The following is a 14,805-nucleotide window of genomic DNA, read 5'->3' on the forward strand; positions in this document are numbered from 1 at the left end:
GTCAAGATTTGGGGCTGGCGGAGCACACTCTCCAGCCATCATCGTCAGCCATGTCGAATATCCAAGGATCAAACGTCTCCTCCGCTCCGCCGGATATCGTTCGCACGATATCCGCAATGGCTGTAGCGCGCCTACCAGAGACCTCCACAGCGAGATTCTTCCAGGTAACCATTACCCCTACCGAGTACTTATCTTCAGTTCTCCTGATCTCTTCTCGGAAGGTGTTCAAACGACTGAGATCACTACCTTCCTTGCAAGTGTAAAGCGCGGATTGCTCATCGTCGCGATCGGCAAGATAGGCGCCAAGGAAATTCACCAGGACGGCGCTTGGGTCCGATCGTTTGATTTCGGTGGCGTTGTCGTAGAGGGCGACCACCACCCCCACTCCCCCCAGGCACAGCAGGGCCATGATCCCCGCCCCCAACGCCAGCAACAACCGCGATCGCCGGCTCCGCAAGCGGTCTCGGCGTCCGGGCCGCGGACCCGCACCACCCCCGGGCCGCGGGCCCGCACCACCTCCGGGTGGCGGGCCGACCGGCGCGGTGCCGTCCGGCGACGCCGCCGGTACCGTAGGCGGCGTCGGTCCCACTCCGGTCTCCGGCTCACGTGGCTGCATACATACGACACTAATTCGTCGTCGCCGTCGCCTCACGACAGGACGAGTGCCGATCGGCGAACCGTCCCCGTCCCGCGTCCGTACTGATCTCCGGTCGGCTCGGGCGTCTCCTGTCAGGACACGCGGGCCGGGCATCGCGGGGCGGACACCCCGCATGCCCCCGAATCGCGTCGGGACCGCATTGCGTGTAGCCACGCTCGTCTGGGATAGGTTTTATGCGCGCGACAGGAGGTGACGGCAGTGGCGGATTCGGCTCTGCGGGTCCGGCAGGCCGCCGCTCTGCACCGGCAGGCGGTGGCGACAGCGGACGCGGCCTCCGCCGCGCTGGAGGCGTATGCGCCCAGCGCCGCCGATCCGCGGGAACAGCATCGCCTGGCCGAGCAACTGCGGATGGCCGCGGCCCAGCTCACGCCCGGCTGGCTGGGGGCGCCGCTGGACGCCCTGACGCCCCGGGCGCCGCTCGGTGGCGGGTCGTCACCGCAGTTCGTCCGGATCGGTGTGGCGCAGCCGCTGGACGACGCCCGCTTCCCGGCGATCGTTCCGCTGCTCGGCGCCGGTCATCTCACGGTCGACGCGAGCGCCACCGATCCGCGGGTGTTCGGGCTGCTCCGGGCCGTGTTGCTGCGCCTGTTCGCGGCCGCCCCGGCCGGTTCACTGCTGGTGCGCGCGGTCGACGGGGTGGGGGGCGGCGCGGTGTTCCAGCCGTTCGAGGAGCTGGCCGACGCCGGCCTGATGTCCCCACCGGCCACCGACCGTCAGGGGCTGCGCGAGGTGCTCTCCGAGGCGGAGAAGTGGCTGCGCCCGGTCCGCGGCGGCGGCACGTCCCGCCGGGCCCGGCGGGACCGGATGCTGCTCGTGGTCATCGCCAGCCTGCCCGAGCTGACCGAGGGTGAGGAGCTGCGCCGGATCGCCGCTCTGGCGCAGCAGGGCCCGGACTCCGGCCTTCACCTGATCGTGGCCGGCTGGCCGCCTCCACCGCTGACCGCGGAGACCACCCAGCCCCCGCTGCCGCGCACCACGTCGGTCTCGGTGCGTAACCCGTTCGCGGTGGTCGGTGACCCGCCCGGGGGATCTTTCGGGTCGACGGCGGACGCGCCGTGGCTGAACGCCCCGGTCTTCCTCGACGAGGATCCCCCGCCGCACCTGGTCGACGCGGTGTGTCAGGAGCTGGCCGCGCACACCGCGGCGGCCTCCCGGGTGACGCTGTCCGATCTGCTGCCCGAGCCGGCCGAGGAGTTGTGGTCGGCGGACGCGGCGGCCGGGGTGGAGACGGTGGTCGGGCATCACGGTGACGTGCCCCTGGTGCTGCGGTTCAACGATCTGACCCCGCACTGGATGGTCGGCGGTCGTTCCGGGGCCGGCAAGACCGCCTTCCTGATCAACGTGCTGTACAGCCTGGGCGCCCGGTACTCCCCCGACGAGCTGGCTCTCTACCTGCTCGACTTCAAGGAGGGCGTGTCGTTCGCCGAGTTCGTCCCGACGCGGCGGGACCGCACCTGGCTGCCGCATGCCCGCGCGGTCGGGGTGGAGTCGGACCGGGAGTACGGCCTGGCCGTGCTGCGCGAGCTGGACGCCGAGATGGGCCGCCGCTCGATGGCGTACAAGCGGGCCGGTGTCTCGCGGTTCGCCGACCTGCGCGCGGTGGCGGCCGAGGAGGGCCGGGGCGGTCCACTGCCCCGGGTGCTGTGTGTCATCGACGAGTTCCAGGTGCTGCTGGCCGGCAACGACCCGACGGCTGCCGAGGCGGTCGGCCTGCTGGAGTCGCTGGCCCGCAAGGGCCGGTCGTACGGCATCCACCTGGTGCTGGCCAGCCAGACCGTGCTCGGCGTCGAGGCGCTCTACGCGAAGCGTGACTCGATCTTCGGCCAGTTCCCGGTGCGGATCGCGCTGCCCGGCGGGGGCGACGTGCTGGAGCCGACCAACGACGCGGCGGCCGGGCTGCCGCTGGGCAGCGCGGTGGTGAACACGGCCGGTGGCCTGGGCGGCCCGCGCGGCGCGACCCGGGGTCACGAACGGGTGGTCCGGTTCCCCGACCCGCACGCCGATCAGGAGCTGCTCAGCGAGCTGCGGCACAGGTTGTGGGGGGCGCGGGCCCCGGAGTCCGTCCCGCCCCGGATCTTCGCCGGTTACGCGCACCAGCATCTGGCCGACGACCCGACCTACCGGGCCGCGCTGGCCGGCCGGGCGAGCCGCCCGACCGCCCTGGTCGGCCGGATCATCGACGTGAACCTGTCCACCGCGGCGTTCCCGCTGGACTCGTCGCCGGGGCGGCACCTGGCGATCCTGGGCTCGCAGACGACCGGTGCGGAGGTGCTGGACGCGGCGGCCCGCAGCGTGGCGGCGTGTCACGCGCCTCGGACCGCCCGGTTCGTGATCGCCTCGCTGGTCGCGGAGGGGGATGCGCTGGCCGAGGCGCTGGCGGCGGAGATCGCCCACCGTCAGGAGGTGGTCGTCGTGGACGCCGCCGGGCTGGCCGCCGAGCTCGACGCCGAGCACCCGGGCTACCGGGTGGTGTTCGGGATGGACGCGGCCCCGCCGGGTGGCCTGGCCGGGCTGCGGCAGCTGCTGCGTGCCGGGCCGAGCCGGGGCGCGCATCTGCTGTCCTGGTGGCGCGGCGTGCGCCGGTTCAACGAGGAGACCGGCGGCAGTATGGGACGCGAGGACGTGGCCGGTCTGCTCTTCCTGAACGTGCCGCAGGCCGATGTGACGCTGATGCTGGGCCGGCCGGTGGACTGGCACCCACGGCCGAACCGTGCGCTGCTGCACGACCGGCACACCGACCGGACGGTCACCGTGGTCCCGTTCGTCCAGCCGGAGGGCGGCGACGCATGAGGCGGCAGCCGGAACGGATCCCCGAAGTGACGTGCGCCGGCAGGCGACGGCCGATGCGGCGCGGGGCCCGCGCAACCGTGGCGGCCCACGCCGGAGGGCGACGCGTGGGGCGGCGGATCCGACGAATCGAAGAGGCGGCGTCCGCCGGAAGGCGCAACCCATGACGGCGGCGGACGGACAAAGCGACGTGGCCCGGAAGGGTGCGAACCCATGACGGAGCAGGCAGAGCAGAGCGGGCTGGTGCCGTCCCAGGCGGCCCCGCCCGGCTCCGGCCCGTGGGCCGCCTATCTGGCGGCGGCGCGCGAGCTCGACGTGGTGCGCCGCGCGGCGAGCTCGGTGGCCGGGGAACAGGCGGCGACGATCGCCACCGCCTGGCAGGAGCTTTCCGCGGTACGGGCCCGGCTCGCTCCGCAGCGGGCCAGGCTGGTGCGCGATTTCGGCGTACCGGAGGTGGATCTGACGCCGCAGGACGGTGAGCGGGCGGCGGCGCTGGCCGCGGTGACCGGCGGTCCGGGGGCTGTCCTGGCGGCGCTGCGCCAGGCCCGGGCCACCGCGGATGCCGCGGATCATGCCTTCGTCGGTCCGGCGCCGGCCGGTCCGGGCCGTCCGTGGGCACGGAACCTGCTGGTGTACGGCCCGTTCGCGGCCGCGGTGTTGTTCGTGCAGATCATTCTCTACCTGGTGGCGCCGAGTGGCTCGCTGCCCACCTACACGCTGCTGTGCGGGCTGAGCATGCCGCTGCTGGCCTTCGGGCTCGGCTGGGCGACCATCGGCTTCGTGTGGGGTCCGGACGCCGAGAAGAGCGGGGCGCCGGTCGACCGGACGCCGGTGCTGGGCATCGTCACCTGCCTCACCCCGGTGCTGCTCACCTGCATGGGCGTCGGCCTGCAGGCGCTGTTCGACTGACCGATCCGACGACGAGAGGGATGGCCATGGCGAACGTCGAAGAAGTCAAGGTGAGCGTCGCCGCCTCGGTGGACGGGGCGCAACGGGCGCTCGCCGGCATCCAGATGGTCGCCGACCAGCTGGACCAGTCACTGGCGCTGCTGCGGCTGACCGCGGTCGGGTCGTTCCACCCGAGCACCGCGGCGGCGATCTCGCAGCTGGAGCAGGCCCGCCTCCGGCTGGACGAGGCGACCCAGTTGACGCGGGCCGCGATGGAGTCGGCCAACCAGTTCCGCGGCCTGATCTGACCTGGGAGGCGGCTCACGTACGCGAGCCGCCTCCGGCGATGAGTCCGATTCAGCGGGCGTTGATCAGCGCCATCGCCTCGGCACGGACCTTGCCGTCGTTCTGGAACGCGCCGCGCACCGCCGAGGTGACCGTCCGCGCGCCGGCCTTGCGGATCCCGCGCATCTCCATGCACAGGTGCTCACACTCCAGCACCACGATCGCCCCGCGGGCGCCCAGCTGCGCCATCAGCAGGTCGGCTATCTGTGAGGTGAGTCGCTCCTGGACCTGCGGCCGGCGGGCGAAGACCTCGACCAGGCGGGCGAGTTTCGACAGGCCGGTGATCCGGCCGTCGGCGCCCGGGATGTAGCCGATGTGCGCGAGGCCCTTGAACGGCAGCAGGTGGTGCTCGCACATGCTCTGCACCTCGATGTCCCGGACCAGGACGAGTTCCTCGTGGTCGGCCTCGAAGGTGGTGGTGAGCACGGTCGACGGGTCGACCCGCAGGCCGGCGAAGAGCTCCGCGTAGGCCCGGGCGACCCGGGCGGGGGTCCGGGCCAGGCCGTCCCGATCCGGGTCCTCACCGATCGCGATGAGGATCTCCCGGACCGCCTTCTCGATCCGCCCGAGGTCGACGGCCTGCTCGACCGGGGTGCCGGTGAGCTTGCCGTCGACCAGACGGGCGGCGAGGTAGTCGAGTTCGTCGTGCGCGCTGATCAGTTGCTGCCTTCCGCGGAGCCGTTGGCGTTCGGCCCGACGGCGATCTGACCGTCCGCCTCGGCCTGCGCCTTCAGCTTCTCCCGCTCGGCCGGGGTGAGCACCGGCGGGGCCTCCGACGGCAGCCGCTTGCCGAAGCCGTTGAAGGGCGACATCGGCGGGCGCTTCTGCACCCGGGCGCAGATCCGGTTCATGTCCTCCTGGGTGATGGTCTCCTTCTCCATCAGCTCCAGGACCATGTTGTCGAGCACGTCGCGGTACTCGACCAGGATCTCCCACGCCTCGTCGTGCGCGAGCTCGATGAGCGCCCGCACCTCGGAGTCGATGTCGGCCGCGACGGCGTCCGAGTAGTCCTTCTCGTGACCCATGTTGCGGCCCATGAAGGGCTCGTCACCGCTGGTGCCGTACTTCACCGCGCCCAGCTTGGAGCTCATGCCGTACTGCGTGACCATGGCGCGGGCCAGGCCGGACGCCTTCTCGATGTCGTTGCCGGCGCCGGTGGTGGGCTCGTGGAAGACGAGTTCCTCGGCGGCCCGGCCACCCAGCGCGTACGCCAGGGTGTCGATCATCTCGGCGCGGGTCTGGGTGTACTTGTCCTCGGTCGGCAGGACCAGGGTGTGCCCGAGGGAGCGGCCGCGCGGCAGGATCGTCACCTTGTGCACCGGTGCGGAGTGCGGCAGGGCGTAGGCCACCAGCGCGTGCCCACCCTCGTGGTACGCGGTGATCTTCTTTTCCTTGTCGCTCATCGCCCGGGTGCGGCGCTCCGGACCGGCGATGACCCGGTCGATCGCCTCCTCGAGGAACTCGTTGGAGATCGCCCGCTTCTCGTTACGGGCGGTCAGCAGCGCGGCCTCGTTGATCACGTTGGCCAGGTCGGCGCCGGAGAAGCCGGGGGTCCGCCGGGCCACCGAGTCGAGGTCGACGTCCGGCGTGAACGGCTTGCCCTTGGCGTGCACCCGCAGGATCGCCTTGCGGCCCTCCATGTCCGGGTTGTCCACCGGGATCTGCCGGTCGAAGCGGCCGGGACGCAGCAGCGCGGGGTCCAGGATGTCGGGCCGGTTGGTGGCCGCGATCAGGATCACGCCGCCCTTGGTGTCGAAGCCGTCCATCTCGACGAGCAGCTGGTTGAGCGTCTGCTCGCGCTCGTCGTGGCCACCGCCCATGCCGGCGCCGCGGTGCCGGCCGACCGCGTCGATCTCGTCGACGAAGACGATCGCCGGCGCGTTCGACTTGGCCTGCTCGAACAGGTCGCGGACCCGGCTGGCGCCGACACCGACGAACATCTCCACGAAATCCGAACCGGAGATGGAGTAGAACGGGACCCCGGCCTCGCCGGCGACGGCGCGGGCGAGCAGCGTCTTACCGGTACCCGGCGAGCCGAACAGCAGCACGCCCTTCGGGATCTTGGCGCCCAGCGCCTGGTACTTCGCCGGGTTCTGCAGGAAGTCCTTGATCTCGTGGAGCTCCTGGACCGCCTCGTCGGCGCCCGCCACGTCGGCGAACGTCGTCTTCGGCGTGTCCTTGGTGATCATCTTCGCCTTGGACTTGCCGAAGTTGAGCACCCGGGAGCCGCCACCCTGCATCTGCGACATGAACAGCAGCAGCAGAACCACCAGAATGGCGATCGGCAGCAGGTTGATCAGCAGACTGAGCAGGATGTTGTCGCCGGAGACGGTGGTGTTGATCGTCCCGTTGATCCGTCCGGCCGCCTTGGCCGCCCGGACGTCCTCCCAGATCTGGCTGGTGACCTCGTACGGATATTGGGTCTCGATCTTGTCGGTGGTCTTGCCGTTGAACTGCTGGGCATCCTTCAGGTCGATCTGGAGCGTCTGCTCCTTGTCCTTCTGGACGACCTTCTCGATGCCGGGCTGGTTCAGACGCTCAAGAGCGACCGAAGTATCTACTCGCTGGTAGCTCGGACCACTGGTGAAGAATGAGCTCAGCGCGACTACGCCGATGATCACCAGAATGATCCAGACCACCGGGCGGCGGAAGAAACGCGTACGTTCCATACTGTTGTCGGGCGCCAAGCGCCCGGACCCTCCTGATCGGCGTCCTGGTCACCTCAACGTCGCCGCCCACCGGCGGCTGCCGTAGATCAATTCCCCGCTTTGCGGCGGTGAATCACTCCCGGCCCCTCCGGCGCTCGTGACACCACGCCATCGGTCACTCGACCGTACACCGTAGGCACGGTTTGCGAACCCGTGAGGCCGGAGGGCGAACTCGGCGTAACCCCCCGCAATCCAGCGCGTTTCAGCGATAAAACGGCCCATAACCACCATTACTGAGAACACGCTGAGAAAACGGTTCAGCTACGGGCGTACACCTCCGGCTTCAGAACGCCCACGTACGGCAACTCCCGGTAACGCTCAGCGAAGTCCAGCCCGTAGCCGACCACGAACTCGTTCGGGATGTCGAAGCCCACGTAGCGGACCGGGACCTGCACCTTCACCGCGTCCGGCTTGCGGAACAGCGCGACCACCTCGACGCTGGCCGGCTGGCGGGACTCCAGGTACTTCATCAGCCAGGACAGGGTCAGCCCCGAGTCGACGATGTCCTCGACCACCAGCACGTGCCGGCCGGTGATGTCCCGGTCCAGATCCTTGAGGATGCGCACCACGCCGGACGAGGTGGTGCCCTGTCCGTACGACGAGACGGCCATGAACTCCATCTCGGTGGACGGCCCGTGCCGCCCCAGCGAACGGGCGAAATCGGCCATGAACATGACCGCGCCCTTCAGCACGCAGACCAGGAGGATCCCGTCGGTGGCAGCGGCGTGATCCGCGGAAACCTGCTTCGCCAGCTCGTCGATCTTCTCGCGGATCTGCTCCTCCGAGATGATCACGTGGTCGATGTCGGCGTCGTACCAAGAACCATCAGCCATGACTCTAAGCCTGCCGCATCGAGGTTACCGTTCGTGAAACGGGGCCGCTTTCCGATCCGGGCCGCTCACTTGATATGGGCCGCAACCACCCGAACGAGGTCACTTCCCCGCCGCGCCACGGCGATCCCGGCCGGCAGGAAGACCGGCCCCTGCCCGTGCCAGTCGGTCACCAGCGCGTCCAGAGCGCTCACGTGCCGGTACGCCAGCGCGCCCCCGGGCGCCCCCAGCTCCCGCGCCCACCGGTGCAGCACCCGTCCCCGGATCGCGGCGGGCAGCCCGGCCAGCGCCGCCGCCGACAGCCCGCCGGCCGAGCGCGCCCGCTCGTGCGCCTCGGCGGCCAGCTCGTCCAGCGCCGCGTTGTCCGCGGCCACCAGCGCGGCGGTACGGGCCAGGTTGCCGACCACGGCCGGGCCCAGCTCGGCCACCAGGGCGGGCAGCGCGGCGCCACGGACCCGGGCCCGGGCGTACGCCGGATCGGTGTTGTGCGGGTCCTCCCAGGGCGCCAGGCCCAGGGCGGCACACGCCTTGCGGGTGTCGCCCCGGCTCACGTCCAGCAGCGGCCGGCGGAACACCCCGCGCCGCCGCGGCATCCCGGACAGCCCGCGCGGACCGGCGCCGCGGGCCAGCGCCAGCAGCACCGTCTCGGCCTGGTCGTCACGGGTGTGCCCGAGCAGCACGGCGGCCGCTCCCAGATCGCTCGCGGCGGCCTCCAGCGCCTGGTAGCGCGCGGTCCGGGCGGCGGCCTCCGGGCCACCGGGCAGGCCGGCCACCGTGACCGCCGACACCCGCACCGGGTCGAAGCCGGCGTCCCGGGCCCAGGCCGCCACCGAGCGGGCCCGGCGCTCCGAGCCCTCCTGCAGGCCGTGGTCGACGGTGACCAGCCCGACCCGCCCGGCGGCGCCGCGCCGGCCCAGCACGAAGTGGGCCGCGGCGGCCAGCGCCAGCGAGTCCGCGCCGCCCGAGCAGGCGACCAGCACGAGCGCGCCGGCCGGCAGGTCCGCCAGGCCGCGGCTGACCGCCGACCGGACGGCGGCGACCGGGGCCGGGATCCGGGCCATGGTCAGTCGAGCACCGGGTGCGTGCCGTGGACCCGTGCCACCCAGGCGTCCGGATCGCCCAGCTCGGCCAGCCAGGGCAGGGTCAGCGGGGACTCGAAGACCTTGTTGAAGCCGTCCATCCCGACCCGCTCGACGACGCCGTGCACGAACTTGCGGCCCTCGGCGTACTGCCGCATCTTGACCTCGATGCCGAGCAGGCGGCGGATCGCCTTCTCCAGCGGGTTGCCGCCCTCGCGGCGGCGGTTGAACTTGGCCCGGATCGACTCGACGCTGGGGATGACCTCCGGGCCGACGCCGTCCATCACGAACTCGGCGTGCCCCTCCAGCAGGGTCATCAGCGCGGTGAGCCGGTCCAGCACGGCCTTCTGCCCCGGGGTCTGCACGATGTCCAGCACCGAGACCCGGCTCTCCGGGTCGCGCAGCGCCTCGGCCAGCGTCCCGACGCCGCGCCGCAGGCGTTCCAGCATGTGCTCGCCGCCCTGCGAGGCGTCGACGAACGACTGCACCTGGCCCAGGAAGTACCCGCGCATCCAGGGAACCGCGGTGAACTGGGTGCGGTGGGTCACCTCGTGCAGGCAGACCCAGAGCCGGAAATCGCGCGGGTCCGCGCTGATCTTGCGCTCCACCTCGACGATGTTCGGCGCGTTCAGCAGCAGTTGGCCGGGCTCACCGGAGAAGACCTCATACTGCCCGAGGACGCGGCCGGAGAGGTAGGCCAGGATCGTGCCGGCCTGCACCCCGGTCATCCGGGAGCCGATCGCGTCGGCGAACGCCCCGGGCTGCCGGTCCCCGGAGAGCTTGGTGACCAGCGGAGTGATCACCTGCTGCAGGCCGGCGATGTTCACCCTCGCCCAGTCCCGCCGGTCCACCACCCGCACCGGCGGAACCTCGACCTGTGCGGCGAGGCCGGTGTAGGCGGCCACGTGCCCGGCCGCCTCGTCGGTCAGCTCCCGCAGCTCGGACACCACCCGAGCGGCCTCGTCATAGGAGACCGCGGGGCCGGATTTCGACAGCGCGCCCGCGGTCGCGGCCGCCAGATCCCAGTCAACGAACTGCGCCATGGAGCCGACAGTACCCGCGCGGCTCCACAGCGCACTCCGGTGAAACCCCCCGGTTGTCCCCCGCCGGGCGCTACGAACAGCCGCAGGCGACCAGCCGGGCGGCGACCTTGTCCAGCGCCGCCTTGGCGGTGGACGGGTCCGAGGTGCCGCTGGCCATGACGGCGAAGGCCAGCACCCGTCCGTCCCTGGTGACCAGCACTCCGGCGAGGGTGTTCACCCCGCTCAACGTGCCGGTCTTGGCCCGCACCACGCCCTGCGCCGACCGGTTCGGGCTGGGCGTGACGAACCGGGTCCGCAGCGTGCCGGACCAGCCGGCCACCGGCAGCCCGTTGAACATCGCGGAGAGCTCGGGTCTGGTGCCGCCGGCCGCCAGCGCGAGTGTCTGCACCAGCAGGTTCGGGCTGATCCCGTTGTGCCGGGACAGGCCGCTGGCGTCGTACAGGCTCGCCTCGTCGGCGGGCAGGCCGAGCTCACGCAGCTTGTCGAGCATCGCCTCGGAGGTCGCGTCGAAGCTGGCCTCGACGCCGGCGGCGAGCGCGACCTGCCGGCCCATCGCCTCGGCCAGGGTGTTGTCGCTCTGCTGCAGCATCCAGTCGAGGATCTGCACCAGCGGCGGCGACTGCACCGTGCCGAGCTCCTGGCCGGGGCTGATCCCGGCCGCCGGGGCCGAGGCGCCGGCCGACGCGCCGGTGGCGCCGGCCGCGGCCGGCGCCTCACCCTTGGCGACCTTCTCCGACGGCACGCCGAGCTGGTCGGCGAAGGCCCGGCCCGCCGCGAGCGCCGGATCTCTGTACCGGGGATCGCCGCCGGTCTCGTTGTGCACCGGCGTGACCCGCCCGGCGTTGGTCATCAGCGCCTGGATCCGGGACACCTGCCCGCCCGGCGAGATGTCGGCGGAGTCCCAGCCGACCGCCGTCTCCGGGCCGCTGAACAGCGAGACGTCCACCGTGACCCGGGTGATCGGGGTGTCCCCCATCGCCTTCTTCACCTGCGCGGCCAGCCGGTCCAGCCGGGCCGCGCCGGGGAACTGGCCCTTCGCGCCGATCGACAGCGTGGGGTCACCGCCGCCGACGATCACCACCTCGCCCGGCTTCCTCCCGGCCACCGCCCGGGTGGTCAGCCGGTAGGCCGGGCCCCGGGCGGCGAGCGCGGTCACCGCGGTGAGCAGCTTGGTGGTCGACGCCGGAGTGGTCAGCAGCTCCGCGTTGCGGGAGTAGAGCACCTGCGCCGAGGCCACGTCGAGCACCGAGACGTGCACGGTCGACCCCAGCGCGGAGGATCCGACCAGCGGGTCCAGCGCCTCCTGGACCGCCGGTCCGGTCGGGGCCCGACCCTGCGCGGCTGCCGCGACCAGCACCGGAGTGGGTGTCGGGTCCGGCGTGACGGCCACCGGCGCGGACGTCGCCGGGTCGGCGCCGAGCCATTCGTCGACCGGGCCCGGGCGGGCCACGAGACCGACCGCCGCCACCGCGACCAGGACGGCCGCGGCGGCCACACCGGAGATCAGTTTCGTACGGGAACCGGGGTTGCCCGTGGTCGTCGGGGCGTCGGGGCGCGGCGCGGCCTTGGCCGGCGGCCGGACCCCGGCGGGCGCGGGCGGTCGCGCGGTGTTCAACGGGACGGAGGCTTTCCCGTACGCCATGGGAGCCGCCGCCGCGACCGCCTTGGCGGGCTGGGGCGGCGGGCCGATCCGGTCGGCCGCGGGGGAACTCGCATGGCCCGGCGGGTATCCGCCGGCCGGCGGTTGGCCCGCACCGCCCGACGGGTATCCGGCCGCCGGGGGCTGTGGAACCGCGCCGCCCAGCGGGTGACCGGGCGCCGGGGGCTGCGGAGCCACGTCGCTCAGCGGGTGACCGGACGCCGGGGGCTGTGGAACCGCGCCGCCCAGCGGGTGACCGGACGCCGGGGGCTGCGGAACCGCACCGCCCAACGGGTGACCGGACGCCGGGGGCTGTGGAACCGCACCGCCCAACGGGTGACCGGACGCCGGGGGCTGCGGAACCGCACCGCCCAACGGGTGACCGGACGCCGGGGGCTGTGCAGCCGGGCCGCTCGACGGGTATCCGCCCGGCGGCGGGACCGGCATCGTCCGGTGCGGATCCGGCGCCGGGCCGCCCGGGAAGGCCGGCGCGCCGGGGTAGGACGAGGGCACACCGGCCGGCCCGGATTGCCACTTACCCGAATCCGGGCGGTCCGCCCCGCCCGACACGCCGTCGTAGTCCGGACCGTTCTGTGAATCTTGCCTCGTCACACGCCCCTCCTCGCCTGTGGCGTCAGACTTAGGGGAGACTAGCGACATCCGGCACACCGTTGCGCGCGGATCCTGCGGGCCTGCTTCCACCCCCCGCTTCCCGCCCGGCGGACCGGTCCATTCCAGCGGGCAAGCAAAAGGGGAGCGAAAACAATGGATTTCGACGTTCTGGTTGAGATCCCCAAGGGGCAGCGCAACAAGTACGAGGTGGACCACAAGACCGGCCGCATCCGGCTGGACCGGACCCTGTTCACCGCCACCCAGTATCCCGCCGACTACGGATACATCGAGGGCACCCTGGGCCAGGACGGCGACCCGCTCGACGCCCTGGTGCTGATCCAGGAGCCGACCTTCCCCGGCTGCCTGGTCCGCGCCCGCGCGATCGGCATGTACCGGATGACCGACGAGAAGGGCCGCGACGACAAGGTGCTCTGCGTGCCCTACGAGGACCCGCGCCAGGAGCACCTGCGGGACATCCACCACCTGGGCGAGTTCGACCGGATGGAGATCCAGCACTTCTTCACGGTCTACAAGGACCTGGAGCCGGGCAAGTCCGTCGAGGGCGCGACCTGGGTCGGCCGCGTCGAGGCGGAGAACGAGATCAAGGCGTCCTTCGAGCGCGCCCAGGCCGCCGAGGCCGAAGGAGAGCACTGACCACTCGCTTCCCGCGCACCGCTGACGACCGCACCTGCGAGGCCCCGGCCCCGCAGGTGCGGTCGTATGGCCACCGGTCCCGGCGGTCGCCGGCCGAGTCGGGAACCGGTCAGAACGAGATGCCGCTGATCGCGCCGTAGAGCCCGGCGACCGCGCAGGCCACCGGGATCACCGACACCGTGGCCAGCACGTCCAGCAGGTCGGCGGCCCGCCCCAGGTAGGGCGACGGCACACGGTCCGACCAGGTCACCCCGGCCACCACGATGACCAGGGCGAGCAGCACACACCCGGCGGTGACCGCCGGCAGCACGTCCGCGCCGGCCGTGCCGAGCAGGTCGGCGCCGAGCGCCACGAAGGTTGCCAGCCCCGCGGCCACCAGCGGCAGGCGCTGCCGCCGGGTGCGGAACAGCCGGGACCGCAGCAACAGCGCGAGCGCGCTCACCGACAGCAGGAGCCGGGCCGCCAGGGTCTCCGTCCCGGCCAGCGCCACGGCCGCCGCGCCCACCAGGACCGCGTGGCCGAGCAGCAGACCGGTCAGCAGGTCGTCGGTGCGGCGCACGGCGGCGAGGACCACGGCGCGGTCCGGCCGGCGGCGGATCGCGTCCAGCGCCGACCCGTCCGGCTCCGCCGGGACATCGGCGAAGAACTCCTCCTCGGCGGCCACCCCGACCGGCAGGCTGACCGGTGGCATCGGGGTCCGGCCCAGGCGGATCGCCAGCACCGGCAGCAGCGGGACCCCGCAGACCAGCACCGCCAGCAGGGCCGCCGCACCGGCCGCCGGGCCGGCCACCAGAGCGGTCAGGGCGCCCGCCGCGCCGAGCACCCCGGTGGTCACACCGGCCGTGAAGACCCGGGCGCCGGCCACCACCCCGGCCCGGCTCAGCAACGCCGCCACCAGCGCCGCGGAGCAACCGGCGAGCAGCTCGGGGGCGCCGGCACCCGAGGCACCGGCCGGCTCCGCCGAGGCGACCAGGGCCACCCCGCCGGCGAAGGCGTAGACCACGGCGAAGCCCCCGAGCACCACGCCGGCACCGCCCGCGCCGTACGCCCGGGAAGCGGTCGTCGCGGCGAGCACCAGCACGAGCGCCAGGCCGAGACCGGCCCAGCCCGCGCCGTCGCCCCGCGGGTCGCCGCCGAGCAGGGCGATCAGGCCGCCGGTCAGCGCGGTCGCGGCCGCGACCAGCGCGGTCGCCCGGGTGGCCGCCGGGGTCCAGACACCGCCGCGCCGGCGGGCGCCCTCGGCGAACGCCTCGACGACGTCGTCGTACTCCAACTCGGGCCAGTCCTGCTGGGCCGCGCGCAGGTGCAGCACCTCGCCGTCGCGCACCCCCTGGGAATGCAGGCCCCGGCCGGTCTCCAGGGCCGCACCGTCGGCGCGCCGCAGCACCCATCCGCCGTGCCGCTCACCGGCGTCGGCGAGGTCCTCACCGGCGTGCCGGAGCACCTCCGGCAACAGCTCGGCCAGCGGCACGTGCTCCGGCAGGGCCACGTCCACCCGGCGCTGCGGGGCGCAGATCGTCACGCGCGCCAGACCGATGGTCACCAGGGCCCTCCCGGTTGTC

The 14,805-nt window shown here is 72.7% G+C and carries 12 protein-coding genes; 4 read left to right on the forward strand and 8 right to left on the reverse strand.

Annotated features, from left to right (window positions below):
- Window position 1: 1 nt before the first annotated feature.
- The gene (locus tag ACTEI_RS35055; RefSeq protein ID WP_239082182.1) at window positions 2-436 is read right to left on the reverse strand and encodes a hypothetical protein; all 435 of its coding nucleotides are present in this window, start codon (window positions 434-436) and stop codon (window positions 2-4) included.
- Between the two features lie 411 nt (window positions 437-847).
- Between ACTEI_RS35055 and ACTEI_RS35060 the strand changes: the two genes are divergently transcribed.
- The 3 genes from ACTEI_RS35060 (at window position 848) to ACTEI_RS35070 (ending at window position 4,641) form a co-directional block, all read left to right on the forward strand.
- Window positions 848-3,448 carry an FtsK/SpoIIIE domain-containing protein gene (locus tag ACTEI_RS35060; protein WP_122981558.1) on the forward strand — a complete coding sequence of 867 codons (2,601 nt, stop codon included), beginning with the start codon at window positions 848-850 and terminating at the stop codon, window positions 3,446-3,448.
- A 210-nt stretch (window positions 3,449-3,658) separates the two neighbouring features.
- On the forward strand, window positions 3,659-4,354 hold the full coding sequence (locus tag ACTEI_RS35065; RefSeq protein WP_122981559.1) for a hypothetical protein: 696 nt from the start codon (window positions 3,659-3,661) through the stop codon (window positions 4,352-4,354).
- Between the two features lie 26 nt (window positions 4,355-4,380).
- Window positions 4,381-4,641: a hypothetical protein gene (locus ACTEI_RS35070; RefSeq protein WP_122982612.1), complete on the forward strand. Its 261-nt coding sequence runs from the start codon at window positions 4,381-4,383 to the stop codon at window positions 4,639-4,641.
- Between the two features lie 49 nt (window positions 4,642-4,690).
- Here ACTEI_RS35070 and folE read toward each other — a convergent pair whose 3' ends face one another.
- From folE to dacB, 6 genes are all read right to left on the reverse strand, one after another.
- Window positions 4,691-5,338 (reverse strand): GTP cyclohydrolase I FolE, encoded by a 648-nt coding sequence (gene folE / locus ACTEI_RS35075; protein WP_122982613.1) that lies wholly within the window; start codon window positions 5,336-5,338, stop codon window positions 4,691-4,693.
- A complete protein-coding gene (gene ftsH / locus ACTEI_RS35080; RefSeq protein WP_122981560.1) occupies window positions 5,335-7,347 on the reverse strand; it encodes an ATP-dependent zinc metalloprotease FtsH in 2,013 nt (670 codons plus the stop codon). The genes folE and ftsH overlap by 4 nt, the downstream gene beginning before the upstream one ends.
- Before the next feature lie 296 nt (window positions 7,348-7,643).
- Window positions 7,644-8,219 (reverse strand): hypoxanthine phosphoribosyltransferase, encoded by a 576-nt coding sequence (gene hpt / locus ACTEI_RS35085; RefSeq protein WP_122981561.1) that lies wholly within the window; start codon window positions 8,217-8,219, stop codon window positions 7,644-7,646.
- 65 nt (window positions 8,220-8,284) lie between these two features.
- The gene (gene tilS, locus ACTEI_RS35090) at window positions 8,285-9,277 is read right to left on the reverse strand and encodes a tRNA lysidine(34) synthetase TilS (RefSeq protein ID WP_122981562.1); all 993 of its coding nucleotides are present in this window, start codon (window positions 9,275-9,277) and stop codon (window positions 8,285-8,287) included.
- 2 nt (window positions 9,278-9,279) lie between these two features.
- Window positions 9,280-10,338, reverse strand: coding sequence for a zinc-dependent metalloprotease (locus tag ACTEI_RS35095; protein ID WP_122981563.1), 1,059 nt, complete (start codon window positions 10,336-10,338; stop codon window positions 9,280-9,282).
- A gap of 70 nt (window positions 10,339-10,408) precedes the next feature.
- Window positions 10,409-11,953 carry a D-alanyl-D-alanine carboxypeptidase/D-alanyl-D-alanine endopeptidase gene (gene dacB / locus ACTEI_RS35100; protein ID WP_239082183.1) on the reverse strand — a complete coding sequence of 515 codons (1,545 nt, stop codon included), beginning with the start codon at window positions 11,951-11,953 and terminating at the stop codon, window positions 10,409-10,411.
- Window positions 11,954-12,742: 789 nt separating this feature from the next.
- Between dacB and ACTEI_RS35105 the strand changes: the two genes are divergently transcribed.
- Window positions 12,743-13,243, forward strand: a complete 501-nt coding sequence (locus tag ACTEI_RS35105) for an inorganic diphosphatase (RefSeq protein ID WP_122981564.1) — start codon at window positions 12,743-12,745, stop codon at window positions 13,241-13,243.
- A gap of 109 nt (window positions 13,244-13,352) precedes the next feature.
- Here the strand turns inward: ACTEI_RS35105 and eccD are convergent, their stop codons facing one another.
- A complete protein-coding gene (gene eccD, locus ACTEI_RS35110) occupies window positions 13,353-14,786 on the reverse strand; it encodes a type VII secretion integral membrane protein EccD (RefSeq protein ID WP_122981565.1) in 1,434 nt (477 codons plus the stop codon).
- Window positions 14,787-14,805: the final 19 nt, after the last annotated feature.

Origin of the sequence: Actinoplanes teichomyceticus ATCC 31121 (assembly GCF_003711105.1) — a bacterium.
Classification (GTDB): Bacteria; Actinomycetota; Actinomycetes; order Mycobacteriales; family Micromonosporaceae; genus Actinoplanes; species Actinoplanes teichomyceticus.

What these genes read in the sequence shown, in the direction of transcription:
- ACTEI_RS35065 (WP_122981559.1), top strand. Translation starts at nt 3,659, where the DNA reads ATGACGGAGCAGGCAGAGCAGAGCGGGCTGGTGCCGTCCCAGGCGGCC.
- ACTEI_RS35070 (WP_122982612.1), top strand. Translation starts at nt 4,381, where the DNA reads ATGGCGAACGTCGAAGAAGTCAAGGTGAGCGTCGCCGCCTCGGTGGAC.
- ftsH (WP_122981560.1), bottom strand. Translation starts at nt 7,347, where the DNA reads ATGGAACGTACGCGTTTCTTCCGCCGCCCGGTGGTCTGGATCATTCTG.
- hpt (WP_122981561.1), bottom strand. Translation starts at nt 8,219, where the DNA reads ATGGCTGATGGTTCTTGGTACGACGCCGACATCGACCACGTGATCATC.
- tilS (WP_122981562.1), bottom strand. Translation starts at nt 9,277, where the DNA reads ATGGCCCGGATCCCGGCCCCGGTCGCCGCCGTCCGGTCGGCGGTCAGC.
- ACTEI_RS35095 (WP_122981563.1), bottom strand. Translation starts at nt 10,338, where the DNA reads ATGGCGCAGTTCGTTGACTGGGATCTGGCGGCCGCGACCGCGGGCGCG.
- ACTEI_RS35105 (WP_122981564.1), top strand. Translation starts at nt 12,743, where the DNA reads ATGGATTTCGACGTTCTGGTTGAGATCCCCAAGGGGCAGCGCAACAAG.